Origin of the sequence: Streptomyces sp. NPDC090083, assembly GCF_044747445.1 — a bacterium.
Lineage (GTDB): Bacteria > Actinomycetota > Actinomycetes > Streptomycetales > Streptomycetaceae > Streptomyces.
The window spans coordinates 366,695-393,597 of the sequence record NZ_JBIVED010000009.1; the positions used below are offsets into that span (position 1 = coordinate 366,695).

The following is a 26,903-nucleotide window of genomic DNA, read 5'->3' on the forward strand; positions in this document are numbered from 1 at the left end:
TATCGGTGCCGGATGTCCGCGCGGAACGCCGGTGCGCGGCGCCCGCTCGCTCCCGGCCGGACGGCCGGCGAATGGGTGCCCTTAACGTCACCCTGCGTAAGGAAGGGGCGTCGGAGCGGCCCGGATCGGCGGCCGAGGCTCGTACACCACGGCGTTTGCTTTTCCCGAAGAGGTAAGTGCTTCTGGTGGTGTTCCGCACGGCCGGCGGGTCGTGTGCGCCGAGGGCGGCAGCGGTCGGCGCCGCCCTCGCGCGAGACCTCCACGGCCGCACCTGCCCCGGCAAGGCCGATCGGGCTTGGCGTCCTCTGTTCCCCAGGCACCGTTCGCCGAGCTCCGAACGCCGTAGCCGCGCGATACGTCCGCTGCGGTCCACCCTGTTGGGGCTGTTGGGGCTGTTGGATCTGATGCGGGGTGCCCTGGGCGATGACGTCACATGCCGCGACTTCTGGTTGCTCGATCCGACCGGCACCGGTCCGGAGGGGGAGTGGGCCGTATACGAGTTCGCGCCGAAGCGCGGCGTTCCGGAGAGGTGTCCCGACTTCTCGGCACTGTTCCTGCACGGGTTCGAGGAAATGACGGAGGGCTCATAGGACTCGGTGGTATTCGATCGCCCGGGTCCGCCCCGCCTCGTTCCTCTCCACCCCGCACGGGGGCCCCAGGGGCGCCGGGAGCGCAACACGCAGAACTCGTTGCCCTCCGGATCCCGCAGCGTCACCCACGGCACCTCGCCCTGCCCGACGTCCGCGGTCCGCGCGCCCAGGGCCAGCAGCCGGATCACCTCGGCCTCCTGGTCGTCGGGCCGGAAGTCGAGGTGCAGCCGGTTCTTCACGGTCTTGCCCTCGGGCACCGGGACGAACAGGAGCCCCGGCAGCCGCTCGGGCTCCGGCCGGATCTCGAACTCGTCGGGGGCCTCGCCCACCACCACCCAGCCGAGCGCCTCGGCCCACCAGCGCCCCAGCGTGACGGGGTCGGCCGAGTCCACCACTACCTGCTCCCATTCCAAGGTCATGGTGAAGACTGTGGCCGACGCACGTGATCGCACCACAGGGAGGCCACCGAATGACACGCCCGATCACCGCAGGGGTCGACGGATCGGCGGAGAGCCTCGCCGCACTCGCCTGGGCGGGCCGGGAGGCCGTGCGGCGGGGGCTGGCGCTGCGGGTGGTGCACGTGTGGCGGTACGAGGAGCACCAGGGCCTCGACGCGGCGGACCGGGAGACCCAGGACGGGTGGGTGCGGGACGCGGCGGACGAGGCCTCCCGGACGCTCGCCGAGCGTCACCCGGGCCTGGACGTGACGACCGACGTGGTGGAGGGAGACCCCGCGGAGGCGCTGACCGCCGCCGCCGCGGACGCCGAAGCGCTGGTGCTCGGTTCACGCGGTCACGGTCCCGTCGTCGGCTTCCTGCTGGGCTCCGTCGGCCAGCAGGTGATCGCGGAGTCCGTACGGCCCGTCGTGCTGGTGCGTGCCGGGGGCGACGCCTCCGGGGAGGCCGTGGGCCGGGAGATCGTCGTGGGGCAGCACGGCGACCCCGAGGACAGCGCCGCCGCGCTGGGCTTCGCCTTCGAGACGGCGGCGGCACGCGGCGCCACCGTCCGGGCCGTCCGGGCGTGGACCCTGCCGCCGGTGTTCGCCTACAGCCCCGGCTCCCTGCGACTCCTCGACGAGGCCGGCGGCCTGGAACCGTACGAGCGGAAGGGTCTCGTCGAGGCGCTGGAGCCGTGGCGGCGGCGCTACCCCGACGTGCCCGTGGTCGAGCACGTGGAGATCGGCAGCGCGGGGCAGGTGCTGCTGTCGGTCGCGGGGCGCGCCCAGCTGCTGGTCGTCGGGCGGCGCGCCCACCGGACGGCGGTGGGCGCGCGGATCGGTTCGGTCGCGCACGGGGTGCTGCACCACGCGGAGTGCCCGGTGGCCGTCGTGCCCGCGCCGCAGGCCCCCTGAGGGTCAGACGGTGAACGCGGTGCGGAAGCGGTCCAGGGCCCGCTCGCTGTCGCCCTCCGAGGCCCAGGCCTCCATCGCGACCGTGCCGTCGTAGCCGATGTCGGCCAGTGCGCGGGCGATGGCCGGGTAGTTGATCTCGCCGGTGCCCGGCTCCTGGCGGCCGGGCACGTCCGCGATCTGTATCTCGCCGATGAGGTCCGACTCGTGGGCGCGGCGGACCAGTTCGATGAGGTTCCCCTCGCCGATCTGCGCGTGGTACAGGTCCAGGTTCATGCGCAGGCCGGGGCGGTTCACCGCCTGGACGAGGGCCAGGGTGTCGGCCGCCGTCGCGAACGGGACGCCCGGGTGGTCGACCGCGGCGTTCAGGTTCTCCAGGGTGAAGGTGACCCCGGCGCTCTCGCCGAGTTCCGCGAGGCGGGTCAGGGTGCGGTGGGCGGCGATCCACATCGCGCCCGTGGGCTCGCCGGTCACCGGGACCACGGGCAGGCCCTCGGAGTCCAGACCGGTGCCGTGCAGGTTCAGCCGGGGACAGCCCAGTTGGTCGGCGGCCTTCACCGACTCCTCGGCTGTGCGCAGGAGTTCGGCGGCGCCCGCCTCGTCGGTGAGACTGCCCCGGATGTAGCCCGTCATCGACGAGAACTCGGCCGGAGTCCGCGCCAGCGCGTCCAGGTCGTGCCGGGTCCAGTCCCAGATCTCGACCTGGAAACCGGCTTCGTGGATGCGCCGGGCCCGCTCGTGGATCGGCAGGTCCCGGAAGACCATCTCGGCACAGACCGCCAACGTGTACATCACCGCTCACCCTCTTCTAGAACGTTCTAGATGGCAGTAGTACGCCATCACGCGATTCCCGTGTCAAGCCTTCGCCGGGCCTGTTCCTAGAACGTTGCAGTACCGTCGGAGCAGGGTCTTCGGAGCGGCTGCCGTCCCGGAGACCGGGCCCCCGGAGCGGCTACCATCCCGGAACGGAACGACACCTCGACCGGAAGGACGCCCGTGCCGACGACCCCCGTGGTCCCCGACGGGAAGCGGCCCACGCTGGCCCATGTCGCGGCCCGGGCGGGCGTCTCCGTCGCACTGGTCTCCATCGTGATGCGCGGGGCGTACGGCGCGAGCGCCACCACCCGCGAGCGGGTCCTCAAGGCCGCCGAGGAGATCGGCTACCGGCCCGACACCCGGGCCCGGGTGCTGCGCAGCAACCGCTCCCGCCTCCTCGGCGTGCAGTTCGGCCTCCGCCACCCCTTCCACACCGACCTGGTGGAGGGCATCTACGCCGCCGCCGAACCCGCCGGCTACCAGGTCGCCCTGAGCGCGGTCGCCCCCACGCGCGGTGAGCGGCAGGCCGTGGAGGCGCTGCTCGCCGACCGGTGCGAGGCCCTCGTCCTGCTCGGCCCCGAGGTCCCGGCCGCCCGCCTCGCCCAGCTCGCGGCCCAGGTCCCGGTGGTCTCGGTGGCCCGGCGGCTGCGGCCCGCCCCGCCGGCCGTGGACGTCGTCCGCACCGCCGACGACGAGGGCGCCCGGCAGGCCGTGGACCATCTCGTCGCGCTCGGCCACCGCACCATCGTCCACATCGACGGCGGGAAGGCACCCGGCGCCGCCGACCGCCGACGTGGCTACCGCACCGCGATGCACCGCCACGGCCTCGCCGACCACGTCCGCGTGCTGCCCGGCGGACCCACCGAGGAGGACGGCGCGCGCGGCGCCCGCACCCTGCTCACGGATCCGCCGGCCGCCCGGCCCGGCGCCGTGCTCGCCTTCAACGACCGCTCCGCCACCGGTGTCCTCGACATCCTCCTGCGCGCCGGTGTGACCGTCCCCGGCGAGATCTCCGTGGTCGGCTTCGACGACACCAGCCTGTCCCGGCTCGCCCACATCGACCTCACCACCGTCGCCCAGGACGTCCCGCGCCTCGCGGAACTCGCCGTCGGCCGCGCCATCGCCCGTCTCGACGGCGAGGCCGTAGCGGACGGCGAGAGCGTGGTGCCGCCGCGGCTCGTGGTCCGCGGCACCACCGCCCCGCCCGCCACGGCCTGACCCGGGTCACTCCGGGGAGGTCGGCTCCAGCGTCTCGCGCGCCTTCGGCAGGATGTTCTTGAGGTAGTCCTCGACGGCCGTGTCCAGACCGATGTCGTGCTGGGCGTGCTCGGAGAGGTACCAGCGGTGTTCCAGCAGTTCGTGGTAGATCTCCGCCGGGTCCATCGCACCGCGCAGCTCCAGCGGCACGGCCCGCACGGTCGGCCGGAACACGTCCCGCACCCACCGGTGCGCCAGCACCTCGGGCCGGGCGGCGAGGGGATCGCCCGGGGCGTAGTCGTCCTGGGTGGCCATCCAGGACTCCAGGTCGTTCAGCAGCCGCCGCGCCTGGTTCTCCTCGGCGTCCAGGCCGGTCAGGCGCAGCAGCTGACGCTGGTGGTGGCCCGCGTCGACGACCTTCGGCACGAAGGTCACCGTGTCGCCGTTCGAGGAGTGCTCGATCTGCATCTCGGCCACGTCGAAGCCGAGTTCGTTCAGCCGCCGGATCCGTCGCTCGATGAAGTGGTACTTGCCCGCCGGGTACACCGAGACCCGGGTCAGCTCCTCCCACAGGCTCTGGTAGCGGGCGCAGATCTCCATGCCGAACTCGATCGGGTCGACGGACGGGTGCAGCGCCCCGGACGCCTCCAGGTCCAGCAGCTCCCCGCTGATGTTCACGCGGGCGAGGTCGAGGTCGTAGTCCCGCTGCCCGTTGCTGAGCTGCGGGTGCAGATCGCCGGTCTCCGCGTCCACGAGATACGCGGCGTACGCGCCCGCGTCCCGCCGGAACAGCGTGTTGGACAGCGAGCAGTCGCCCCACGCGAACCCGGCCAGGTGCAGCCGCACGAGCAGCACCGCGAGGGCGTCCATCAGCCGGTGCATGGTGGCGGGCCGCAGCGTCGTCTCGAACATCGAGCGGTACGGCATCGAGCCGCCCAGGTGTCGGGTGATCAGTACCGGCTCCAGCGGTTCGCCGGCGCCGTCGACGCGGCCGGTGACCACCGCGAGCGGGTCGACGGCGGGGATGCCGAGCCGGTCCAGGTCGCGCAGCAGCTCGTACTCGCGCAGCGCGGGCCGTTCCGCCAGCTCCTTGACGGCTATGACCTCGCTGCCGGCGCGGGCGTAGCGCACCACGTGGCGGGAGATGCCGCGCGGCAGCGGGACCAGGTATTCGTCGGGCCACTCCTCCAGCGGAACGTCCCAGGGCAGTTCCAGCAGGAGGACCGGATGCTCCGGATTCGTCGCGTTGATCTGCAGTGCCATGGGGTGACCTTAGATCGCGTGCTCGCGGGCGCGTCGCGCCGCCTCACGGACCGGACCGGTGTGCACCGGACCGTGGCCCGGCAGCAGGGTGTCCGCGTCGAGCGCCTCGATGACGTCCAGCGAGGCCACGGCACGGTCGCGCTCGTGGTGGAACATGTCGGGCAGCAGCTGCGGGCCCTTGATCCGGGAGGTCGCGTGACCGCTCACCAGAGCGTCCCCGGAGATCACCGCCCCGCGCTCCGGGAGATGGAAGACGCAGTGCCCGCTGGTGTGGCCGGGGGTGTGCACGGGGACGGGCCGGCCGGGCAGGTCGAGCGCGCCGCCCGCGCCGGGGAACGCCTCGGCCGCGGCGACCGGATGCTGTTCGGTGCCGCCGACGCGCAGGGTGTGCACCATCCACGGCAGCACGCCCGGACGCCAGACGTTCCTCAACACCGCGCCCACGGTGACCTGTTGCAGGAACTCCCGCCGGGCGTGCGGTACTTCGTCCTCGTGCAGCAGGACCGGCGTGCCGTACGCGCTGCGCAGGTGTTCCGCCGAACCGAGGTGGTCGTTGTGCGCGTGGGTGATCAGCACCGCCGTGACCGCCTTCGGTGAACTCCCCACCTGCTCAAGGGAGTCGAGCAGCAGCTCACGGTCCCCGGGGTACCCGGTGTCGACCAGGGTCGCCTCGTCGCCGTCCGTGAGGATCACCCAGTTGGTGTTGCTGCCGTGCACCAGGTAGGTGCCGTCGGCGACTTGGCGTACTTCTGCCCGCATGATCGTCCCTCGTGAGGTGGTGCCCGGTACGGGGACAGCCAACCAGATGCCGATGACCTCGGTCCGCGCGGGGGAAGCCGCCTCCGGCGCCGTCCGCCGGAGGCGGCCCCCGCGTGCGTCCGAAGCGGCCGCCTCTCCGCCTCAGCGCACGCCGTGCGGGCGGAACTGCACGCTGATGCGCGGTCCCGCGGCGCGGCTGGTCTTGGGGACGCAGTGCTCCCAGGTCCGCTGACAGGAGCCGCCCATCACGATCAGGTCGCCGTGCCCCAGCGGACGCCGCACCGACGCGCCGCCGCGCACGGGCCGCAGCAGCAGATCGCGGGGCGCGCCGACGGAGAGGATCGCCACCATCGTGTCCTCGCGGGCACCGCGCCCGATCCGGTCGCCGTGCCAGGCCACACTGTCCTGGCCGTCGCGGTAGTAGCAGAGCCCGGAGGTGGCGAACGGTTCGCCCAACTCCCGTGCGTAGTAGGCCGACAGGGCGTCCCGCGCCTCGGTGAGCACCGGGTGCGGCAGCGCGTCGCCTGCACCGTAGAACGCGAGCAGCCGGGGTACGGCGACGACCTGGTCGTACATCTGACGGCGTTCGGCGCGCCACGGGACCTCGGTGGCCAGTTCCCCGAAGAGGGCGTCGGCGCCGGTGAGCCACCCGGGCAGCACGTCGATCCAGGCGCCGAGTCCCAGTGCCGTCCGGTGTGTCCCGTCGAGGGTGCCGAGGCGGAGCTGGTCGGTCTGGTCGAAGAGGGAGCCCTGGAGGTGGTGCGCGGTCATGGAGCCAGCCTACTCCTTATTCGAATAAGTGTTCCCATGTGGACACGGCTCTTTCGATACATCGGTGTATCCGATACATTCGCGTATCGAATGGAGGTCCGGGCATGGAGACTGAGGCGACACTCAAGCGGGTGACTCGGCGACGGGTCCGCACCCGGGCCAATCTGCTGGACGCCGCGTTCGCCGTGTTCGCCGCGAAGGGGTTCGGGCGGGTCTCCATCGAGGAGGTCTGCGAGGCCGCCGGCTACAGCCGCGGCGCGTTCTACTCGAACTTCGGCAGCCTGGACGAGCTGTTCTTCGCCCTCTACCGGGACCGCGCCGAACTGATCGCCGAGCAGGTGGCCGGCGCGCTCGCCCTCGACAAGCCCGGCCTCGACGTCCACGCCGCCGTGGACCGCGTCACCGACGTGCTCCTCCTCGACCGGGACTGGCTGCTGGTCAAGACCGACTTCCTGGTGCACGCGGCCCGGGACCCGGCCGTAGCCCAGACCCTCCTCGACCACCGGGCCCGGCTGCGCGGCGCGATCGCCGACCGGCTCAGCCGGGCCGGCGGACACACCGGACTCCCCGCCGTGCTCGGCGACATCGACGGCGCCGCCCGCGCGGTGATCGCCGCCTACGACGGAGTCACCACCCAACTGCTGCTCGACAAGGACGTGGAACGAGCGCGCTCCTGGCTCAGGCAGCTGCTCACCGCGCTGCTGACCGACAGCGGCAACACCCCTGAATGACAACCCACTCGAGAAGGGCAACGGGCGCCATGGATGCGGACGTCATCGTCGTCGGAGCCGGTCTGGCCGGTCTGGTCGCGGCCCATGAACTGACCAGCAGGGGACGCCGGGTCGCCCTCGTCGACCAGGAGAACGCCAACAACCTGGGCGGGCAGGCGTTCTGGTCCTTCGGCGGACTGTTCCTCGTCGACTCGCCGGAACAGCGCCGCCTCGGCATCAAGGACTCCTTCGACCTCGCCTGGAACGACTGGCAGGGCAGCGCCGGCTTCGACCGGATCGACGACGAGGACTCCTGGGCGGTGCGCTGGGCGCGTGCCTACGTCGAGTTCGCCGCCGGGGAGAAGCGCCCCTGGCTGGAGAGCCACGGCATCAAACTGCTCCCCACCGTCGGCTGGGCCGAACGCGGCGACCTGCGCGCCCACGGCCACGGCAACTCCGTCCCGCGCTTCCACGTCACCTGGGGCACCGGCACCGGAGTCGTCGAACCCTTCGTCGACCACGCCAGGCAGGCCGCCCGCGACGGACTGCTCACCTTCTACCACCGTCACCAGGTCGACGAGCTGGTGGTCGAGGAGGGCGAGGCACGCGGCGTCCGCGGCACCGTCCTCGCCGAGGACGCAGCGGCCCGGGGCGTCACCTCCAGCCGCGAGGCGATCGGCGCCTTCGAACTCACTGCCCAGGCCGTGATCGTCACCACCGGCGGCATCGGCGCCAACCACGACATCGTCCGCGCGTACTGGCCCGAACGCCTCGGCACCCCGCCCGCCGAGATGGTCACCGGCGTCCCCGCCTACGTCGACGGCCGGATGCTCGACATCAGCGCCGAGGCGGGCGTACGGCTCGTCAACCGCGACCGCATGTGGCACTACACGGAGGGCCTGCAGAACTGGGACCCGGTCTGGCCGGGCCACGGCATCCGCATCCTGCCCGGCCCGTCCTCCCTGTGGTTCGACGCCCTCGGCCGCCGCCTGCCCGACCCGTGCCTGCCGGGCTACGACACCCTCAACACCCTCAAGTACCTGCGCACGACACCGGACCTGGCCGACCACGACCACTCCTGGTTCATCCTCACCCAGAAGATCATCGAGAAGGAGTTCGCGCTGTCGGGCTCCGAGCAGAACCCCGACATCACCGCCAAGGACAAGAAGGCGGTGCTGCGCGACCGGCTCCTCGGCAAGGGCGCCCCGGGCCCGGTGGACGCCTTCCTGCGCAAGGGCGCGGACTTCGTGACCGCCGGAAACCTGGAGCAACTGGTCGAGAAGATGAACCAGTTGACCGACAAGCCGCTACTCGACGCGGCCGTCGTCCGACGCCAGATCGAGGCCCGCGACCTCCAACTGGCCAACCCCTACAGCAAGGACGCCCAGATCCAGGGCATCCGCAACGCCCGCCGCTACATCGGCGACCGCCTCGGCCGCGTCGCCACCCCGCACCGCATCCTCGACCGGGCCGCCGGCCCGCTCATCGGCGTCAAGCTGCACGTCCTCACCCGCAAGACCCTCGGCGGCATCCAGACCGACCTCGACTCCCGCGCGCTGGCCGCCGACGGGAAGCCGATCGGCGGACTGTACGCGGCGGGCGAGGTGGCCGGCTTCGGCGGCGGGGGAGTGCACGGCTACAACGCCCTCGAAGGCACCTTCCTCGGCGGCTGCCTCTTCTCCGGGCGCGCGGCCGGACGCGCGGCGGCCAGGCAGACGGCCTGACCGGACGGTCCTTCGCCGGCCGGCGCTACGGCCCGTCTCCTCGCGTCACGACGACAGGAGACGGGCCAGCACCGAGGCGTGGCTCTCCTGCGGCGACCTGACCGCCGTCACCAGGGTCACCGGGCCCGACTGGACCACGTCCCTCAGGTCGTGCAGGAGGTGAGCCGCCTCGGGCCCGGCGAGTTCCGCCTCGTACCGCTCGGCGAACGCGTCGTAGGAGCCCTCGCCCGCGTGGTACCAGCGGCGCAGTTCGGCCGACGGCGTGAGTTCCCTGGGCCACCGGTCGACGCGGGCCGCGTCCTTGGACAGGCCGCGCGGCCACAGCCGGTCGACCAGGACGCGGACGCCGTCCTCCGGCTCGGGCGGATCGTAGACACGGCGCACACGGACGGTCACGGGCGGGGCTCCCTCGGGCGGCGGTGGTGCGGCGAGCCTACGTCCGGGCGCGCGCCGGGGACGGGGGTGACGCGGAGTGGGGTCCGGGCGGGCCGGTGCTTCCGGCCTCCGCTGGTAAAATCGGGGGAACGCTTCGATGTCGCCGGGGCCCGTACCAGGGGGTACGGGCCCCGGCGGCGTTGCGGGCACCAGATCCAGGAAGGCTCCCCATGAACGCCAAGCCGCCGGCCGATTCCTTCGACCGGCTCGGGCTGCCGCCCGCGCTGGTCGAGATGATGACCGGCCTCGGGGTGACCGAGCCGTTCCCGATCCAGGCGGCGACCCTGCCCGGTGCGCTGGCGGGCCGCGACGTGCTCGGCCGGGCCCGCACCGGTTCCGGCAAGACGCTGGCGTTCGGGCTCGCCCTGCTGGTGCGGACCGCGGGGAAGCGCGCCGAGGCGAAGCGGCCGCGCGCGCTGGTCCTGGTGCCGACCCGGGAACTCGCCCAGCAGGTGAGCGACGCGCTGGAGCCGTACGCGCGGACGCTGGGGGTGCGGCTGGCCACGGTGGTCGGCGGGCTGTCGATCAACCGGCAGCAGGCGCTGCTGCGGACCGGCGTCGAGGTGCTCGTCGCGACGCCGGGGCGGCTGACCGACCTCGTCTCACGCCGGGACTGCCACCTCGACCAGGTGCGGATCACCGTGCTGGACGAGGCGGACCAGATGTGCGACCTCGGCTTCCTGCCGCAGGTCTCCGACCTCCTCGCCCGGGTTCCCGCCGACGGGCAGCGGCTGCTGTTCTCCGCCACGCTCGACCGCGATGTCGAGCAGCTGGTCGAGGAGCATCTGCACGACCCCGTGCACGCGTCGGTCGACCAGGTGGCGGGCTCGGTCGCGACGATGGACCACCATGTGCTGAACATCCACGGCGCCGACAAGTACGCGACGGCGACCGAGATCGCCGCCCGGGACGGCCGGGTGCTGATGTTCCTGGACACCAAGGCCGGTGTCGACCAGTTCACCCGCCATCTGCGGGCCAGCGGGGTGCGGGCCGCCGCGCTGCACAGCGGCAAGTCGCAGCCCCAACGCACGCACACGCTCGGCCAGTTCAAGGACGGCGAGATCACCGTGCTGGTCGCCACCAACGTCGCCGCCCGGGGCATCCACATCGACGCCCTCGACCTCGTCGTCAACGTCGACCCGCCCGCCGACGCCAAGGACTACCTGCACCGCAGCGGGCGCACGGCACGCGCCGGGGAGTCCGGGCGCGTGGTCACCCTGGTCACCCCGAACCAGCGACGCGACGTGAACCGGCTGATGTCCGAGGCCGGGATCCGCCCGACCGTCACCCAAGTGCGCTCCGGCGAGCAGCAGTTGACAGCCATCACCGGGGCGAAGCGACCACCGGCCCCGGTGAAGGCCGCTACCGGCAACGCGCCGTTCCGCGGGATGGGATCCCGGCCCGGGCGGCCCGCCAAGGAATCCCGGAAGGCCGCGGAGGCACGCAAGGCCGCGGAGGCCCGGGCGGCGGCGCGGGTACGCAAGGGGCGCTGATGGTATGGGGGTTGGCGTCGGCGGGCTGATGAGGCGCGTGTGCCGTGCGGCTTCCCGGGGCTGTCTGCCGCGTCACCCGACTGCCCGTCACCCGGCGCCCAGTCACCCGGCTCCCCGTGACCACGCGGCCCACAGTCGGGCGTAGACCCCTCCTGCCGCACGGAGTTCGTCGGGGTGTCCCCGTTCGATGACCTTGCCGCCGTCCATCACCACTACGACGTCGGCGGTGGCCGCCTGGGACAGCCGGTGGGCGACCACGACCGCCGTCCGCCCCTCGGCCGCCGCGAGGGCCGCCCGGTCGAGGGCCTGGGCGGTGTCGCTGCCGCCCTCCGCCGTGGCCTCGTCCATGACGACGAGTTCGGGGTCGAGCAACAGGACGCGGGCGAGGGCCAGTTGCTGCACCTGGCGCGGAGTGAGACCGACGCCTCCGGTGCCGACCGGGGTGTCCGCGCCGTGCGGGAGCGCGTCGACCCACCCCGCGGCGCCCACGGCACGGAGCGCGGCGTCGACCTCCGGCGCCGAGGCGTCGCGGCGGGCGAGACGGAGGTTGTCCGCGACGGAACCAGGGAACAGATGGTGCTCCTGCGTGACGAGCATGATCCGGCGCCGCACGTCCGGTGCGGAGACGGCCAGTTCGGCGGTGGGGATGCCGCCGAGGGTGATCCGGCCCGAGGTCGGGACGCGCAGACCGGCGACGAGACTCGCCAGCGTCGACTTGCCCGAACCCGTCGCGCCGACGATCGCCAGCCGCTGCCCGGCGCGTACGTCGAGGCGGACACCGTGCAGGACGTCGGGTCCGGTGCCGTAGCGGTGACGGACGTCGTCCACGACAAGTGCCGTACCCGGGCTGCCGATCGGGCCTCGTGGACGCTCGTCCGGTGCGGGTCCGCCCAGTGTCACGCCGACGATCCTGGCCAGGCCTGCCGCCGCCTGCTGCACACTGTCGAAGCTGCCGAGCATCATGTTGACCGGGTCGAACAGCCCGACGAAGAACAGCGCGGCCGTCGTCGCGGCGCCCACATCCGCGAGACCAGCGTGCACGAGGACGTACGCGGCGACCAACACCCCGCTCAGACCGACGAGTTCGGCGCCGTTGAGGCGGCCGTAGAACCGGGTCGCCGCGTGGGTGGCGCGCAGTTCGTACGTCATCGCCTCCGCCGAGGCCGCTTCCACCCGGTCGTACCGGCCGGGGCCCAGGCGCAGGGCCCGGAGCGTGGGCAGCGCGGCGAACGCGCCGAGCAGTGCCGAGGCGCGGCGTCCGTCGGCGGCGCGGCCCTCGGCGTAGAGCGGTTGCGAGGTGCGCAGGTACCAGCGCAGGGCGTACGCCTGGAGCGGCACCGCGAGCAGTGCCGCGAGGGCGAACCGCCAGTCCAGGGCGGCCAGTCCGAGGAGTGTGGCCGCGATCGTCAGCGCCGCCGCGACGAAGTCGCCCAGCGCGCCGGACGCCACCTGGGACACCCGGTCCACGTCACCGGAGACCCTCGACACCAGGTCGCCGGTGCCGCCCGCCTCCACGACGTCCACGGGCAGGTCGAGCGCCGCCGTGACGGCGTCCTCGCGCAGCCGGGCGGCGACGGGCTGCACGAGCCGCGCCGACAGCACGGCCGCACACCAGCCGGTCATGGCCCCGGCCACGACGGCTCCCGCGAGGAACAGCACCGGGCCGACCAGTGCGCCGGGCGCCCGGCGGTCCGCGATGGCCTGTGTGATGCGGCCGATGGCGGTCGGCCCGGCCAGGGTCAGCGCGCTGTCGATCGCGAGGGCGGCGACGACGGTCCACAGCAGCGGCCGGCTGCCCCGAAGCGCGCTCCGCAGTCGGGCCCGCGTCTGTCTGCCGGTGGCGACGGGGAGCCGGGGTGCCGGGGCGGGTGCGGTGGTCATCGGGTCGTATTCCTCGGGGTGTTGGGGTGCGCGGGCGCCGAACCGGCCTTCACCGCACCGGACATGAGCCCTGCCGGCGTCTCGCCGCTCTCGGCTCCGGACACGCGGACGACCTGGTCGCAACGCCCCAGCCAGGCGGGGCTGTTGGTCACGACCAGCGTCGTACGGCCCGCCCTCGCCTCCCGGACGCGCTCGGCGATGGTGTCCTCGGTGACCGTGTCGACGGCGGTGGTGGGTTCGTGCAGGACCAGTACCGGCGGCCGGGCCGCGAGAGCGCGGCCGAGTGCGACGCGCTGGCGCTGGCCGCCGGAGAGGAGTTCGCCCCGGTCGCCCACGGAGGTGTCGCCGCCGTGCGGTGCCGCGGCGACGACCTGGTCGGCGAAGGACGCCCGTGCCGCCTCCGCCAGGGCGCGGCCGTCCCCGGTGAGCGCGGCCAGGTTCTCCGCGACGGTCCCGGGCAGCAGCGCCGCCTCGTGCGGGGAGACCAGCACGGTGGCGCGCAGGGTGTCCAGGGGAAGTGCGGTGAGGTCGGTTCCGTCGACCATGATCCGGCCGTGTGCCGGGTCGGACTCGCGGGCCAGCAGTCGTACGAGCGCGTCGGCCGCGGCCGGGTCCTCGCACAGCAGGCCGGTCAACTTCCCCGCTGGCGCGTGCCATTGGGAGCGGATGCCGCCCGGCAGTTCGACCTCGCGGAACTCGACGGCCAACGGGCCCTCCATAGGCGGGGGTTGGACCCCGGTCGGCTCGGTCACGGCCGCCGGCCCGGTGAGTACCGTGTGCAGCCGTGCGGCCGATGCCCGTGCTCGCGCGTGCGCCGCCCGTGACGTGGAGACGACGCGCATGGGGCCGATCACGAAGGCCGCGAGACCGAGCGCCGCGATCAACTGGCCCAGACTCAAACGGCCGTCGAGCGCGAGCCGTCCGCCCAGTGCCACCGTCGCGGTCAGATACAGACCGGTCGCCAGCGCGCCCGCCGCCAGCAGCGTGGCCTCGGCCCGCGCGGCCCGGCGGGCGGCCCGTACCGCGTCCTGGCTGACCTGGACGTAGTCCGCCGCCACGGCCCGTTCGGCGCCGATGCCCTTGAGGACCCGCAGGCCCCGGACGAGGTTCTCGGCGAGTTCGGTGGCCCGTGCCTGGTGGGCCTGTTCGGTGCCGCCGGCGCGGCGAAGGGTCCGGGAGAGGCCGTTCTGCGCGGCGAGCAGACAGGCCGTGCCGACGACCACGAGGGCGGCGAGGCCCACGGAGATCCGCAGCAGCAGGAGGACCGAGCCGAGCAGGACCACCGTCGCGGCCACGGTGGAGGCGACGGTGCCGGCGAACGCGCCGACCCGGTTGGTGTCCGCCGAGGCGCGGCTGAGCAGATCACCCGGGGGCAGCGTGACTCCGCCGTCCGGGCGCAGCACGCGCGCCGTGAGCGCCATCCGCAGCCGGTGCTCGGTGTGCTGTCTGGCTCGGGCGGTGGCGCGGGCGCCGAAGCGGTACGACATCGACAGGGCCAGGAAGTCCGCTGCCAGCAGGGCGAGTTGCAGGGCCAGCCGGCCGGGCGTGCCGTGCTGGACGGCGGTACCGACCGTCGTGCCGACGATCACCGGCACCAGCGCCTCGCCCAGCTGATGGGTGGTGAGCAGCGCCGACGCGAGTGTCAGGTCCCGTCGGCGGGCGAGCAGGGAGCGCCACAGCAGGGCGTCCGGGGAGGCGGGTTCGGTCACCCGGCTACGTTAGGGTCGCCTTACTTTTGTCGTAAACGCAGCAGTACGCCAACAGATGTCGCACAACCGCCACCTGAGACAGGACACCGGACATGGCACAGGACACCTCCATCGACCTGGAGCGGTTCGAGATGGAGCGGGGGCAGACCTTCCGCTACCACTGGCACGACGACCACCAGCTCGCCTGGGCCAGGTCCGGTGTCGTCATGGTCGACATCCGGAACCGCTGCTGGGTGCTGCCGCCGCACCTGGCCCTGTGGATACCCTCCGGCCTGCGGCACTCCACCGGCGCCCTGCGCGAGTCGGTGCTCCAGGGCATCTATCTCGACCCCGAGCGCTGTCCGCTCGCCTGGAGCGCGCCGACCGTGCTCGCGGTCTCGCCGCTGGCCCGTCATCTGATCGAGTACCTGGCGGACGAACTCGCCCCCGACGCCCGGATGCACGCCGAGGCCGTCCTGCTGGAGGTGCTGCGTCCGGCGCCCGGTGCCGTCTTCGAACTGCCGCTGCCCGCCGACCCCCGGGCCCGGGAACTGGCCGCGCTGCTGCTGGACGACCCCGCCGATCCGCGCGGGCTGGGTGAGTTCGCGCGTGTGGTGGGGTCCAGTGCGCGCACCCTGCTGCGGCTGTTCCTCGCGGAGACGGGGATGACGTTCAACCAGTGGCGTGTGCACGCCCGGCTGCAGGCCGCCCTGGCGCATCTCGCCGAGGGTGCGCCCGTCGCCCGCGTCGCCGAACGCGTCGGCTACGCCACCCCCAGCGCCTTCGTGGCCGCGTTCCGCCGGCTGACCGGGTACACCCCCGCCGCCTATTTCGCCGACGTCCGCGCCGGGGGCGCAGGCGCCGCGCCCGTGGGCGAGCCGGAGCCTGGCGGATCCGCGACATGACGTGGCGCCTGTGTGGCTTGTCCCGCCGAACCGGGCGGCCATAACGTACTTAGGCAAGGCTAAGCTAATTGCCACCTACTCCGCCGGTCCCTTGCGTCGACCGACAACCTCGCGAGGGAGCACGATGGGCACCACCACCATGAGCGCCACCGGTGCGGTGACCCGACCACCCGACGCCGGCGGCCCACCACGACGCGGTGGATTCGCACTGCGCCTGGCCGGCCTGCTCACCGCCACCGGTGTCCTGCTGCTCGTCGCCGTCCTGAGCATCGCCGTCGGCGCCAAGGCCATCCCGCCGCTCGACGTCCTGCACGCCCTGTGGCACGGCCGGTCCTCGGTCGACGGCTCCGTCGTCCTCGACCTGCGGCTCCCGCGCACCCTGCTCGGCATCGCCGTCGGGGCCTCGCTCGCCACCGCGGGTGTCCTGATGCAGGCCCTGACCCGCAACCCGCTCGCCGACCCCGGCATCCTCGGCGTCAACATGGGCGCCTCCACCGCCGTGGTCGTCGCCATCGCGGTGTGGGGGAGCACGGACCCCGCCTTCTCCGTCTGGTTCGCCTTCGGGGGCGCGGGCATCGCCGCCGCTCTCGTGTACCTGCTGGGCACCCGGGGCCGGACCGGTCCCGCACCCGTCCGGCTGGCCCTCGCCGGCACGGCGGTCAGCGCGGTGCTCAGCGCCGTCGTCTCCGTCGTGACGCTGCTGCGGCCCGACGTCTTCGACCGGTTCAGGTTCTGGGGCGTCGGCTCACTGGCCGGGCTGCCGCTGTCCGTCCTCACCACCGTGCTGCCCTTCCTCGCCGCCGGCGGCCTCCTCGCGCTCGGCCTGTCCGGCTCGCTGAACGCGCTGGCCCTCGGCGACGACACCGCGCGCGCCCTTGGCTCCGGCGTGCTGCGCACCCGGCTGCTCGGCACCCTCGCCGTGACCCTGCTGTGCGGGGCCGCCACCGCCGCCGTAGGCCCGATCGCCTTCATCGGCCTGGTCGTCCCGCACCTGGTCCGGTCGGTGACCGGCCCCGACCACCGCTGGCTCCTGCCGTACTCGATGGTCGTCGGCTCGACCCTGCTCGTCGCCTCCGACGTGCTCGGCCGGGTCGTCGCCCGCCCCGGTGAGATCCAGGCCGGCATCGTCACCGCCTTCGCCGGAGCCCCCTTCTTCATCGCCCTCGTCCGCCGCCGAAGAATCGCCGAACTGTGACCGCTCCGACCGCACCCGTGTCCACCCCGCGCACCGTCCTCAAGGGCCAGGTGCTCCGCCTCTCCGGCGGCCGGGTCTCGCTGCGCTGGCAGCCCCGCACCCTCACCGTCTGTCTGCTGCTCGCCGCCGCGTCGCTCGTCATGGGCGCGCTCAGTCTGACCACCGGCACCTTCCGGGTGCCGCTGTCGGCGGTGGTCGACTGCCTGCTCGGGCACGGCACCGGAGCCGACCGGTTCATCGTGATGACCCTGCGGCTGCCGCGCCTGGTGTGCGCGGTGCTGGCCGGGGCCGCGCTGGGCATGAGCGGCGCGGTCTTCCAGAGCATGTCCCGCAATCCGCTGGGCAGTCCGGACATCGTCGGCTTCACCAGCGGCGCGGCGAGCGGTGCCGTGACGCAGATCGTCCTGTTCCACGGCGGCGCCACGGCCACCGCGCTCGCGTCGATCGCGGGCGGGCTGCTCACCGCGCTGGCCGTCGGGGTGATCTCGGTCCGGCACGGGCGGACGTCCGGGTACCGGATCGTGCTCGTCGGCATCGGCGTCAGCGCGATGCTCACCTCCCTGACCGCCTATCTGCTGACCCGGGCCAGCCTCTATCAGGCCCAGGACGCGCAGATCTGGCTCATCGGCAGCCTGAACGCGGCGAGTTGGTCCGTGGTGACCCCGCTGGCCATCACCCTGGCGGTCGTCATCCCCGTCGTCGTGCCGGCCACCCGCGCCCTGAGCTGGCTCGAACTCGGCGAGGACACCGCGCGCGGACTCGGTGTGTCCCTGGGCCGCACCCGGATCGTCCTCGCGGTGGCCGCCACCGTCCTCGCCGCCGCCACGACCGCGGCGATCGGCCCCGTCACCTTCGTCGCCCTGGCCGCACCGCAGCTGTGCCGCAGGCTCGTCCGCAGTCCCGGACCACCGGTCGTGCCGTCCGCGTTCATGGGCGCGCTGCTGCTCACGGCGAGCGACTTCGCGGCCCAACGCGTCCTGCCCCGCACCGAGTTGCCCGTCGGCGCGATGACCGGCGTACTCGGCGGCCTCTATCTGTGCCATGTGCTCATGGCCCGCCGCCGGACGAGCACCCCGTGAACCAAGGCCCCCTGCCGCACCGCGTGTTACGCCGCCGCGACCCGGCGCCCACTCGACACCTCCCCTAGGAACCACCATGACCGGCACCACCCTCCGGCGCCCTCCGCGCGCCTCCCACGTCCGACTCCACCCCAGCCGCCGCGGCCTGCTCGCCGGCGGCCTCGGGATGGCCGCGCTCGCCGCCTGCGGTCCGGCGGACTCCGCCTCCGACTCTGCGTCCGGCAAGACAAGTTGGTCGTTCACCGACGACCGCGGCAAGACCGTGCGACTGGCCGCGCGGCCGCGGCGGATCGCCTTCCTCACCGACACCGCGGGCGCGGCCCTGTGGGCGGCCGGGCTCCAGCCGGTCGCGGCCACCGACTCCGGTCAGGGCATCGTCCCCGCGGTACGGCCGGACTGGTCGGGGGTCACCAAGATCTACTCGGCCGACAAGGGCGTACGCCTCGAAGCGCTCGCGCAGGCCCGCCCCGACCTGCTGATCGACGCCGTCCAGCCGGACGGCACCCTCCAAGTGGCCTCGCAGCTCCCGGAGATCAGCAGGATCGCACCGGTCGTCGGGCTCAGCATGTACCGCCCGATCGAGACCATCGCCTCCACCGCCGACCGGCTCACCCACTCCCTCGGCGCCGACCTGACGGACACGACCGCCAAGACCGGTTACCTGCGGGCGCACGCCAAGCTGAAGGCCGCGCTCGACGCCAAGCCCGGTCTGCGGGTGGGGTTCGTGTTCGACATCGACAAGAACACCATCGGCGTGATGAACCCCAAGACCTGGGCCGTCCTCAAGACGGTGAGCGCGCTCGGCGCGGACCTCGTCCCGGTGCCCGGCGGCGCGGACAACACCTACAGCCAGGCGGTCAGTTGGGAGAACGTCCCGTCGATCCCGGCGGACCTCCTGGTGTGGGCGGTCGCCGACCCGCTGCCCGACAACCCGCTGTGGAAGCGCACCCCCGCCGTCCGCGCCGGCCAGTTCTGGAAGCCCGACCTGGCCTCCTGGTACGCCTACAGCTGGTCCAACTTCACGGTCCTCCTCGACGGACTCGCCACCCATGTGACCTCCGCGCGAGCGGGCGTGGGCCCGCAGGCCACCTCCTGACCGCCCGACCTCCACAGCCCGGTCCGGACCGCCTCCGACCTCCGCGCGACCTCCAACACCCCTTCTCCCTCACGACCTTGGATCAGCCATGCCCTCCTCACCCCTGCCCGGGGCCTTCCGCCCGCGCCGTCTCCTGACCGCCGTGGCCGCCACCGCGATGGCGCTGGCCCTCGCCGCCTGCGGCTCCTCGTCCGCCTCCTCGACCACCGCCTCCGGCGGCAAGGCTACGACCCGGACCGTCGCCACCGCGCACGGCAAGGTCGCCGTCCCCACCCACCCGCTGCGGATCGTCTCCGTGCACTCCTGGGCCACCGAGTCGCTCTACGACCTCGGCCTCAAGCCGGTCGGCGTGGAGAACGGCGGCGAGACCTATGTGCCGCCCCGCTACCTCACGCGCTGGAAGGCCACTCCCAAGGTGACCACCGGCGCCGACATCGACTACGAGGAGATCGCCAAGCTGCGGCCCGACCTCATCGTCGGCGTCGACGTGCCGTACCTTTCCAAGGCCTACGCGAAGCTGTCCGCCATCGCGCCGACGGCCTTCGCGTCGTTCAAGGACACCGCCACCTGGTCCGTGTACCCGGACGCCACCGCCGAGTTCGTGAACCGCACGACCCAACTGGCCGCGCTGAAGCGGACGTACGAGGACCGGATCGCGGCCGTCCGCACGACCTACGGCACGCGGCTGGCCGACGCCCGCTGGGACGTGATCCAGGGCGGTTTCGACAACGGCAACTACTGGATCTACGGCGCCGATTCACCGGTCGGCGCGATCCTGGAGCAGTTGGGCGTGCGCTTCGGCTCGGCCAGCGCCTCGGTCGCCGCGGGCGACACCAAGTCCGTGTCGTACGAGCGGGCGGACCTGCTCAAGGACGCGGACTACGTCGTCTACTACACGAACAACGACGGTTCCCCCGCCAACAACATCCAGAAGCTGTTCGCCCTCCAGGCGTTCAAGAACCTTCCGGTCGCCAGGTCCCAGCACCTGGTGGGCACGTCGGACTTCCTGCCGGGCTCCTACTCGGACGCCATCGGTGTCGTCGACAGCCTGGCGAAGGCCCTGGAGAAGTAGCCCCGGACGGACCGGCAGGCACCGGCGGCCCCTCGTTCACCGCGAGGGGCCGCCTCCGTGTGCCCGTGCGCGAAGTCGTGTCACGCATCTAGCCATACCGACTAGTCGGTACTAGCGTCCGCCCGTACGGAAGGAACCCCCAGCCTCCCGCCGTCCGCTCCGTCCCCGGCCGTTCCAAAGGGAGCCGTATGCCCTCCGCCTCCGCATCATTCGACACGAGCAGCCCAGGTGCCGACGTGCCCGGCACCGGTGCTCGCGGCTCGCTCGCCCGGCTGTACCGCCGCGACCTCGCGGCCTACCCGGCCACCGGGCGACGCATGTCGTACCTGGCGATCGTCGTGGTCACGACCGTCGTGCTCTACTACATGCTCTACATCCAGTACGCGGTGGCGACGTCGATCATCACGCACTTCGACATGACCTACCGGTACTTCGTGTGGGTCTCGGTCGTCGGCAACGCGATCGGGGCCTTCGCCTCCCTCGTAGCCGGTCTCGCGGACCGCTGGGGACGCGCGAACCTCGTGGTCTACGGCCTGCTGGTGGCCGCCCTCCTGGTCTTCTTCGGACTGCCCAACGCGGGCGACAAGACCACCTACCTGGTGCTGTTCGCCGCCGTGAGCTTCATCGAGGGCATCGTCCTCGTCGCCACCCCGGCCCTCATCAGGGACTTCTCACCCCAGCTCGGCCGCGCCACCGCGATGGGCTACTGGACGATGGGCCCGGTCATCGGCAGCCTCGTCGTCACCTCGGTCACCAGCAGCACGCTCTCCTCCTCCACCTGGGAGGACGAGGTCCGCTACTCGGGCGCGGCCGGACTCGTCGTGTTCGTCGTCGCCCTGTTCGCCCTGCGCGAGCTGGCCCCGGCCCTGCGCGACCAGATCATGGTCAGCCTGCGCGACCGCGCCCTCGTCGAGGCCCGCGCCAAGGGCCTCGACACCGAAGCCGTACGACGCGGTGAATGGCGGCAGATGCTGCGCCCGGACATCCTCGGCTCCGCCTTCGCCATCGCCGTCTTCCTGCTCCTCTACTACTCGGCCGTCGGCAACTTTGTCGTCTACTTCTCGACCACCTTCGGCTACAGCGAGCAGCGCACCAACGCCCTCGCCAACTGGTACTGGGCCGCGAACGCCCTCGCGCTGATCGTGGCCGGCCTGCTCTCCGACCGGCTGCTGGTCCGCAAGCCCTTCATGATCGTCGGCGGGGTCGGCGCCATCGTCGCCACCGGCTTCTTCGCCGCCCTGGCCACCCACGCCACGACCGGCTACTACACCTTCGCCTGGCTGTTCGTCGCGATCGGCGTGTTCAGCGGCGTCGCCTACGCCCCCTGGATGGCGAGCTTCACCGAGACCGTGGAGAAGCGGAACCCGGCCGCGACCGCCGCGGGTCTCGCGGTGTGGGGCTGGACGGTACGGATCGTGGTCGCCGTGTCGGCGGCGTTCATCCCGGTCCTCGTCACCTCCGTCACCCCGCTCGTCGAACACGGCGCCGAGGTGGCGGCCGCGTCGAAACAGGCGGCCCCGGCTCTCGCCATCGTCGACGCCCACCCCCAGCTCTTCGCCGAACTGGGCAAGTACACGCCCACCACCACGCCCCCCGCTCTCGCCGCCCAGGCCGTCAAGGAGGTCGGACCGGCCGACCTGGCCGTCGTACAGAAGGCGCAGCCGCAGCTCAAGGTCCTCAAGGAGTACGGGCCGAAGGTGCAGAAGGCCGCGAAGAACGGGCCGGGGGAGTGGCGCACCTGGTGGTGGATCTGCGTGGGCGGCCAAGTCCTGTTCCTGCCCTTCGTGTTCGTGATGGCCGGCCGCTGGAGCCCGAAGAAGGCCCGCGAGGACGCGGCGGCCCACCAGGAGGCCGTCGACCGCGAACTGGCCGCGCTCACCCCGAACGAGGCCTGACCGAACGGCACTTCGACCGCCGCCGCGGCCCGGGCCCGACAGCCCGGGCCGCGGCGCGCCGGTGCAGGCGCCGGACTTTGCCTCGGCATGAGGGATTCCGGGGGAGCCCGAGGCCTAGTCTCGGAGGCGAATGATCACCCCCCTCACCCATGCGGGAGCGCAAGTGACGCACCTCCGGCAGCAGTCCACAAGACGTACCGCCGTGCTCCGCCGCGGCGCCGTCGTGGCCACCGTCCCCGTCGCCGTCGCGGCCCTGCTCGCGGCCGCCGCGCCCGCGGGCGCCACGACCATCGGCTCGTCCGGCGCGGGAGACCCGTACTTCCCGCTCGCCGGGAACGGCGGCTACCACGTCGCCCACTACGGACTGACACTCCGTTACGACCCGGCGAGCCGCCACCTGGACGGCACCGCCGTCCTCACCGCCCGCGCCACCGAGAAGCTCACCCGCTTCGACCTCGACTTCAAGGGCCTCACGATCACGGGCCTCACCGTCGACCACGTCAAGGCGGACTTCCGCCGCGCAGGCCAGGAACTCGTCGTCACCCCGCGCCACGCCCTGCGCGAGGGCGAGCGCTTCCAGGTGACCGTCACCTACAACGGCGTCCCGAAGGAGGCCACCGACCCGGACGGCTCGGCCGACGGCTGGATCGCCACCGACGACGGCGCCTTCGTGGCCGGCGAACCCCAGGGCGCCATGACCTGGTTCCCGGCGAACAACCACCCCAAGGACAAGTCGGCGTACGACTTCACGATCACCGTCCCGCAGGGCCGCGCCGCGGTCGCCAACGGCGTCCTCCTCGGGCAGCGGACCGCGCACGGGAAGACCACCTTCCGCTGGCACGCGCCGGAACCCATGGCCGCGTACCTCGCCACCGCGACGGTCGGGACGTTCAAGGTCGAGCAGTACACCACCCGCGACGGCGTCAAGGTGTACAACGCCGTCGACCCGCGCGAAGTCGCCGCCGCGGCGCCCGTGTTGAAGAAGCTGCCGGCCGTCCTGGAGTGGGAGTCCAAGCTGTTCGGCCCCTACCCGTTCCGCGCGGCCGGGTCGATCGTCGACCACGCCCCGGACGTCGGCTACGCCCTGGAGACCCAGGGTCGGCCGCTCTACGACTCGGCGCCCGACCTCAGCACCCTCGTGCACGAGAACGCCCACCAGTGGTTCGGGGACTCCGTCTCCCTCACCTCCTGGAAGGACATCTGGCTCAACGAGGGCTTCGCGACCTACGCGGAGTGGCTCTACAGCGAGCAGCACGGCGGCAAGACCGCCCAGCAGACCTTCGACGCGCTCTACGCCCGCAAGGCGACCGACGGCCTGTGGGCGTACCCGCCCGGCGACCCCGGCAGCGGCGCGAACATCTTCGGCACCCCGGTGTACGCCCGCGGCGCCATGGCCCTGCAGGAACTGCGCCTGGCCGTGGGCGACAAGACCTTCCTCACGATCCTGCGTGCCTGGGCCGGCGCCCACCGGTACGGCCACGGCACCACCGCGCAGTTCGTCAGCCTGGCGGAGCGGAAATCGGGCACACGACTGGATGCCCTCTTCCACACCTGGCTCTACACGAAAGGCAAGCCGACCAAGCCGTAGGAACTGACGAGTTCCTCACATGTGTCGGTCATCGTCGACTCATGATCACTCGTATTCCCTCGGTCGCACTGGTCGCCGCATCCGTTCTCCTCACGGGATGCGGCGGCGGTGCGCTGGCGGCGACGGACCACGCGTCCGCCCCCACTCCCGCCTCCTCGGCCCCGGCCTCACCCTCTCCCTCGTCGGAGGTGTCCGCCGAGGCGGCGGCCCGGCAGCTCCCGGGCGTCGGGCCCACGATGCTGGCCCGCATACCCGCCGGCACCGAGCAGGTCGTCCTGGTCACCGGCCGGGACGCGAACTCGCCCCGCTCCACGCTCGCCCTGTACGAGCGCACCGACGACGGCTGGGCGGAGACCGTCAGCTGGGCCGCGCACAACGCGCTCAGGGGCTGGTCCGACCACCACATGGGCGGAGACCTGCGCTCACCGGTCGGTGTCTATTCGCTCACGGACGCGGGCGGCCTCCTCAAGGACCCCGGCACCAAGCTGACGTACGACCAGGGGCGGGGCTTCGTCTCGCCCGGCACCGGCTTCGAGGGCGAGCCCCTCGCCGGGTCCTTCGACTACGTCATCGCCATCAACTACAACCGCAAGCCCGGCACGTCACCTCTCGACTGGACCCGCCCGCTCGGCTCCTCGCGCGGCGGCGGCATCTGGATCCACGTCGACCACGGAGGTCCCACCCACGGCTGCGTCAGCATCGCCGAGGACCACATGAAGGAACTCCTGCGCACCCTGGACCCGGCCCGGCACCCCGTCGTCGTCATGGGCGACGCCGCCGCTCTCAGCCACTGACCGCTTAGGATCCGCCAGGTGTGCGCACATGTGCTGGTCGCCGAGGACGACGAGATGCAGGCCGAGCTGATACGACGCTCCCTGCTGACGGAAGGCCACACCGCGACCGTGGTCCACGACGGGGCCGCCGCCCTCTCGGCGGCCCGGGAGCTCCGGCCCGACCTCGTGGTGCTCGACCTCATGCTGCCCGTGATCGACGGCTTCGGGGTGTGCCGGGTGCTGCGCGGCGAGGACGACATCCCCGTGCTGATGCTCACCGCCCGCTCCACCGAGGACGACGTCCTGCTCGGCCTCGAACTCGGCGCCGACGACTACATGACCAAGCCGTACAGCCCGCGTGAACTGATGGCCCGCATCCGCACGGTCCTGCGGCGCAGCGGCCGGGCCGTCGAGGACCGGCAGGAGGACACCGTCGTCCGGGCGGCAGGCCTCTCGGTCGACGCGGTCCGGCACGAGGTGCGCTGCGACGGGGTGCCGGTCGACTGCACACCGGCCGAGTTCGAGATCCTCCTCGCGATGACCGCCGAGCCCGAACGGGTCTTCTCCCGGCGGCAGTTGCTCCAGTACACCCGGGGTCTCGACCGGGCGTCCACGGAGCGGGCCGTCGACGTCCACATCATGAACCTGCGCCGGAAGATAGAGGCCGACCCGCGCCGCCCGGTCCGGCTGCTCACCGTGTTCGGCGTCGGCTACAAGCTGCGCGGCGGTCGCGCGTGAGGCCCCGGATACCGCTGCGGAAGCGGTTGCTGGTCCGGCTGCTCGTCGCCACCGTGCTGATCGCGCTCTGCTCGGTCGGGGCGACGGCCTGGCTGGCGGTGGAGACCACCACCCGGGCCATCAAGGAGGAACAGGGCCAGGACCTCGCCGACGACATGCGCATCCTCGCGCAGCTCAGCGGCTACGCCGCGACACACCCCGAGTGGACGGGCGTCGCACCCACCGTGCGCGCCCTCTCCGTGAAGATGGGGCGCCGGATCGCGCTGACCACCTCCGACCGCACCCTCATCGCCGACTCCGCCCCGCACGGCACCTCGCTGCCGCCCCGCGCCGCCGCGAACGTCGACCCGCTGCACACCGACACGTACACCGAACCGGGCGCCCAGCTCAGCGGCCTCGACCCCCGGGTCGTGGGACCGTACCGGCTGACCGCGAAGGAGCGGGTCCAGCTGGCGGCACTGGCCGAGGAACGGCACGCCTGCTTCGCCCGGTTCGGGATCGACACGACCATCACGATGACACCGAGCGGCCGGCCCGTCCTCACCGACGCGGACGGCAACGACGCCAACGACAACGTGCCGGCCGAGTGCGCCGACGGGAAGCTCAACACCCCGACCGCGACCGAGGGCAAGGCGCTGAAGAACCTGATCACGAGCTCCCAGCCGTGCCTGTCGCGGGAAGGCGTGAGCTTCAAGATCGCGTACTTCGGGGTCGACGTCTTCGACAAGAGCCTCGGCTCCCGCTACACCACGGGCGGGTACAACAAACTGGGCTCCGCGGCCGACATCCGCAAGGCGGAGGCCTGCACCGACGCCGCCCGCCGCGCCCAGCTCGAACCGTACGTCGCACCGGTGGCCGAACTCTTCCTCGGCGGCGGCGACACCACCGCCCCCCGCTTCGACGTCTCCCCGGCGAACAAGGCCAAGGTCGTCGGCGCGGCGGCGGCCGTCCTCGCGCTCACGGTCCTGGTGACGGCGGTCGTCGCGACCCGGCTCGTACGGCCCCTGCGGGCGCTGACGGAGGCGGCCCAGCAGCCGCCCGAGCTGCACGTACGGGTGCCGGTGCGGACCCGGGACGAGACCGGCATCCTCGCCGAGGCGTTCAACGACCTCACCGAACGCCGCGAACGCATGGAGGCCCAGCGCAAGGCCATGGTCAGCGACATCGCCCATGAACTGCGCAGCCCGCTCACCAACATCCGCGGCTGGCTGGAGGTCACCCGGGACGGCTTCGTCGAACCCGACCCGGCCCTGCTCGGCTCCCTGCACGAGGAGGCGATGGTCCTCCAGCGCGTCATCGACGACCTCCAGGACCTCGCCGCCGCCGACGCAGGCACCCTGCGCCTGCACCGCGAACCGGTGCGCGTCGAGGACCTCGTCGACCAGGTCGTCGCCGCGTACCGCGTCTCCGCCGACACGGCCGGGGTCGCCCTGACCGGCAAGGCCGACACCTTCCTGTGGCTGGACGCCGATCCGGTCCGCATGCGCCAGGTCCTCGGCAACCTCGTGTCCAACGCGCTGCGCCACACACCGGCCGACGGCACCGTCACCCTGACCGCCTGGCGCGAGGCCGACACCGTCGTCCTGACCGTCACCGACACCGGCTCGGGCATCGCCCCCGAGAACCTCGCGCACGTCTTCGAGCGCTTCTGGCGCGCCGACCAGTCCCGCAGCCGCCGCACCGGAGGCAGCGGCCTCGGCCTGTCCATCGTCCGCGACCTGGTCGCCGCCCACCACGGCACGGTGGAGGCGACGAGCGAGCCCGGCGCCGGTTCGGTGTTCACGCTTCGACTGCCCAACGCCACTGCGCCGGAAGGAGGTTGACACCCCCTCACATCGGCGCGGCAGCGCGGGAGCCGAAGCGGGTCACGGTCGGTGGCGGACGCGG

The 26,903-nt window shown here is 72.7% G+C and carries 22 protein-coding genes and 1 pseudogene; 15 read left to right on the forward strand and 8 right to left on the reverse strand.

Annotated elements, in window-relative coordinates:
* Positions 1–661: 661 nt before the first annotated feature.
* Positions 662–1,009 (reverse strand): annotated as a pseudogene (locus tag ACIPTO_RS30230) (VOC family protein); the annotation flags it as partial.
* Positions 1,010–1,059: 50 nt separating this feature from the next.
* Between ACIPTO_RS30230 and ACIPTO_RS30235 the strand changes: the two are divergent.
* Positions 1,060–1,941: a universal stress protein gene (locus tag ACIPTO_RS30235; RefSeq protein WP_366325129.1), complete on the forward strand. Its 882-nt coding sequence runs from the start codon at positions 1,060–1,062 to the stop codon at positions 1,939–1,941.
* A gap of 3 nt (positions 1,942–1,944) precedes the next feature.
* Here ACIPTO_RS30235 and ACIPTO_RS30240 read toward each other — a convergent pair whose 3' ends face one another.
* Positions 1,945–2,730, reverse strand: a complete 786-nt coding sequence (locus ACIPTO_RS30240; protein ID WP_366325131.1) for a TIM barrel protein — start codon at positions 2,728–2,730, stop codon at positions 1,945–1,947.
* Positions 2,731–2,934: 204 nt separating this feature from the next.
* On the opposite strand from ACIPTO_RS30240, the gene ACIPTO_RS30245 reads away from it, so the two are divergent.
* Positions 2,935–3,972, forward strand: coding sequence for a LacI family DNA-binding transcriptional regulator (locus ACIPTO_RS30245; protein ID WP_401197356.1), 1,038 nt, complete (start codon positions 2,935–2,937; stop codon positions 3,970–3,972).
* A gap of 6 nt (positions 3,973–3,978) precedes the next feature.
* Here the strand turns inward: ACIPTO_RS30245 and ACIPTO_RS30250 are convergent, their stop codons facing one another.
* The 3 genes from ACIPTO_RS30250 to ACIPTO_RS30260 form a co-directional block, all read right to left on the reverse strand.
* Positions 3,979–5,214 carry a DUF4032 domain-containing protein gene (locus tag ACIPTO_RS30250; RefSeq protein ID WP_401197358.1) on the reverse strand — a complete coding sequence of 412 codons (1,236 nt, stop codon included), beginning with the start codon at positions 5,212–5,214 and terminating at the stop codon, positions 3,979–3,981.
* A 9-nt stretch (positions 5,215–5,223) separates the two neighbouring features.
* Positions 5,224–5,973 (reverse strand): MBL fold metallo-hydrolase, encoded by a 750-nt coding sequence (locus tag ACIPTO_RS30255; protein WP_401197360.1) that lies wholly within the window; start codon positions 5,971–5,973, stop codon positions 5,224–5,226.
* Positions 5,974–6,114: 141 nt separating this feature from the next.
* Entirely contained in the window at positions 6,115–6,744 is a 630-nt protein-coding gene (locus ACIPTO_RS30260) for an alpha-ketoglutarate-dependent dioxygenase AlkB (RefSeq protein ID WP_401197362.1), read from the reverse strand.
* Positions 6,745–6,848: 104 nt separating this feature from the next.
* Between ACIPTO_RS30260 and ACIPTO_RS30265 the strand changes: the two genes are divergently transcribed.
* Together ACIPTO_RS30265 and ACIPTO_RS30270 are read left to right on the forward strand one after the other, a co-directional pair.
* Positions 6,849–7,475, forward strand: a complete 627-nt coding sequence (locus tag ACIPTO_RS30265) for a TetR/AcrR family transcriptional regulator (RefSeq protein ID WP_401197365.1) — start codon at positions 6,849–6,851, stop codon at positions 7,473–7,475.
* 29 nt (positions 7,476–7,504) lie between these two features.
* Positions 7,505–9,178, forward strand: a complete 1,674-nt coding sequence (locus ACIPTO_RS30270) for an FAD-binding dehydrogenase (RefSeq protein ID WP_401197367.1) — start codon at positions 7,505–7,507, stop codon at positions 9,176–9,178.
* A 45-nt stretch (positions 9,179–9,223) separates the two neighbouring features.
* Here the strand turns inward: ACIPTO_RS30270 and ACIPTO_RS30275 are convergent, their stop codons facing one another.
* A complete protein-coding gene (locus tag ACIPTO_RS30275) occupies positions 9,224–9,574 on the reverse strand; it encodes a DUF488 domain-containing protein (RefSeq protein WP_401197370.1) in 351 nt (116 codons plus the stop codon).
* A gap of 209 nt (positions 9,575–9,783) precedes the next feature.
* Between ACIPTO_RS30275 and ACIPTO_RS30280 the strand changes: the two genes are divergently transcribed.
* Positions 9,784–11,106 carry a DEAD/DEAH box helicase gene (locus tag ACIPTO_RS30280; RefSeq protein ID WP_401197372.1) on the forward strand — a complete coding sequence of 441 codons (1,323 nt, stop codon included), beginning with the start codon at positions 9,784–9,786 and terminating at the stop codon, positions 11,104–11,106.
* Positions 11,107–11,208: 102 nt separating this feature from the next.
* Here ACIPTO_RS30280 and ACIPTO_RS30285 read toward each other — a convergent pair whose 3' ends face one another.
* Both ACIPTO_RS30285 and ACIPTO_RS30290 read right to left on the reverse strand, forming a co-directional pair.
* Entirely contained in the window at positions 11,209–12,987 is a 1,779-nt protein-coding gene (locus tag ACIPTO_RS30285; protein ID WP_401197375.1) for an ABC transporter ATP-binding protein, read from the reverse strand.
* Positions 12,984–14,696, reverse strand: a complete 1,713-nt coding sequence (locus ACIPTO_RS30290; RefSeq protein ID WP_401197378.1) for an ABC transporter transmembrane domain-containing protein — start codon at positions 14,694–14,696, stop codon at positions 12,984–12,986. Before ACIPTO_RS30290 ends, ACIPTO_RS30285 begins: the two co-directional genes overlap by 4 nt.
* Positions 14,697–14,788: 92 nt before the next feature.
* Here ACIPTO_RS30290 and ACIPTO_RS30295 point away from each other — a divergent pair, with 92 nt between their 5' ends.
* The 10 genes from ACIPTO_RS30295 (at position 14,789) to ACIPTO_RS30340 (ending at position 26,839) form a co-directional block, all read left to right on the forward strand.
* The gene (locus tag ACIPTO_RS30295; protein ID WP_401197381.1) at positions 14,789–15,580 is read left to right on the forward strand and encodes an AraC family transcriptional regulator; all 792 of its coding nucleotides are present in this window, start codon (positions 14,789–14,791) and stop codon (positions 15,578–15,580) included.
* A gap of 124 nt (positions 15,581–15,704) precedes the next feature.
* Positions 15,705–16,775: a FecCD family ABC transporter permease gene (locus tag ACIPTO_RS30300; RefSeq protein WP_401197383.1), complete on the forward strand. Its 1,071-nt coding sequence runs from the start codon at positions 15,705–15,707 to the stop codon at positions 16,773–16,775.
* The gene (locus ACIPTO_RS30305) at positions 16,772–17,854 is read left to right on the forward strand and encodes a FecCD family ABC transporter permease (RefSeq protein ID WP_401197385.1); all 1,083 of its coding nucleotides are present in this window, start codon (positions 16,772–16,774) and stop codon (positions 17,852–17,854) included. The genes ACIPTO_RS30300 and ACIPTO_RS30305 overlap by 4 nt, the downstream gene beginning before the upstream one ends.
* A gap of 76 nt (positions 17,855–17,930) precedes the next feature.
* Complete coding sequence (locus ACIPTO_RS30310) at positions 17,931–18,950, forward strand: ABC transporter substrate-binding protein (protein ID WP_401197387.1); 1,020 nt, start codon at positions 17,931–17,933, stop codon at positions 18,948–18,950.
* An 88-nt stretch (positions 18,951–19,038) separates the two neighbouring features.
* A complete protein-coding gene (locus ACIPTO_RS30315) occupies positions 19,039–20,022 on the forward strand; it encodes an ABC transporter substrate-binding protein (RefSeq protein ID WP_366325160.1) in 984 nt (327 codons plus the stop codon).
* A gap of 236 nt (positions 20,023–20,258) precedes the next feature.
* On the forward strand, positions 20,259–21,917 hold the full coding sequence (locus tag ACIPTO_RS30320; protein ID WP_401197390.1) for an MFS transporter: 1,659 nt from the start codon (positions 20,259–20,261) through the stop codon (positions 21,915–21,917).
* Between the two features lie 163 nt (positions 21,918–22,080).
* The gene (locus tag ACIPTO_RS30325) at positions 22,081–23,505 is read left to right on the forward strand and encodes a M1 family metallopeptidase (protein ID WP_401197392.1); all 1,425 of its coding nucleotides are present in this window, start codon (positions 22,081–22,083) and stop codon (positions 23,503–23,505) included.
* A 41-nt stretch (positions 23,506–23,546) separates the two neighbouring features.
* Positions 23,547–24,299: a L,D-transpeptidase family protein gene (locus ACIPTO_RS30330; protein ID WP_366325165.1), complete on the forward strand. Its 753-nt coding sequence runs from the start codon at positions 23,547–23,549 to the stop codon at positions 24,297–24,299.
* A gap of 18 nt (positions 24,300–24,317) precedes the next feature.
* Positions 24,318–25,016 carry a response regulator transcription factor gene (locus ACIPTO_RS30335; protein ID WP_366325167.1) on the forward strand — a complete coding sequence of 233 codons (699 nt, stop codon included), beginning with the start codon at positions 24,318–24,320 and terminating at the stop codon, positions 25,014–25,016.
* Entirely contained in the window at positions 25,013–26,839 is a 1,827-nt protein-coding gene (locus tag ACIPTO_RS30340; RefSeq protein WP_401197396.1) for a sensor histidine kinase, read from the forward strand. The genes ACIPTO_RS30335 and ACIPTO_RS30340 overlap by 4 nt, the downstream gene beginning before the upstream one ends.
* Positions 26,840–26,903: the final 64 nt, after the last annotated feature.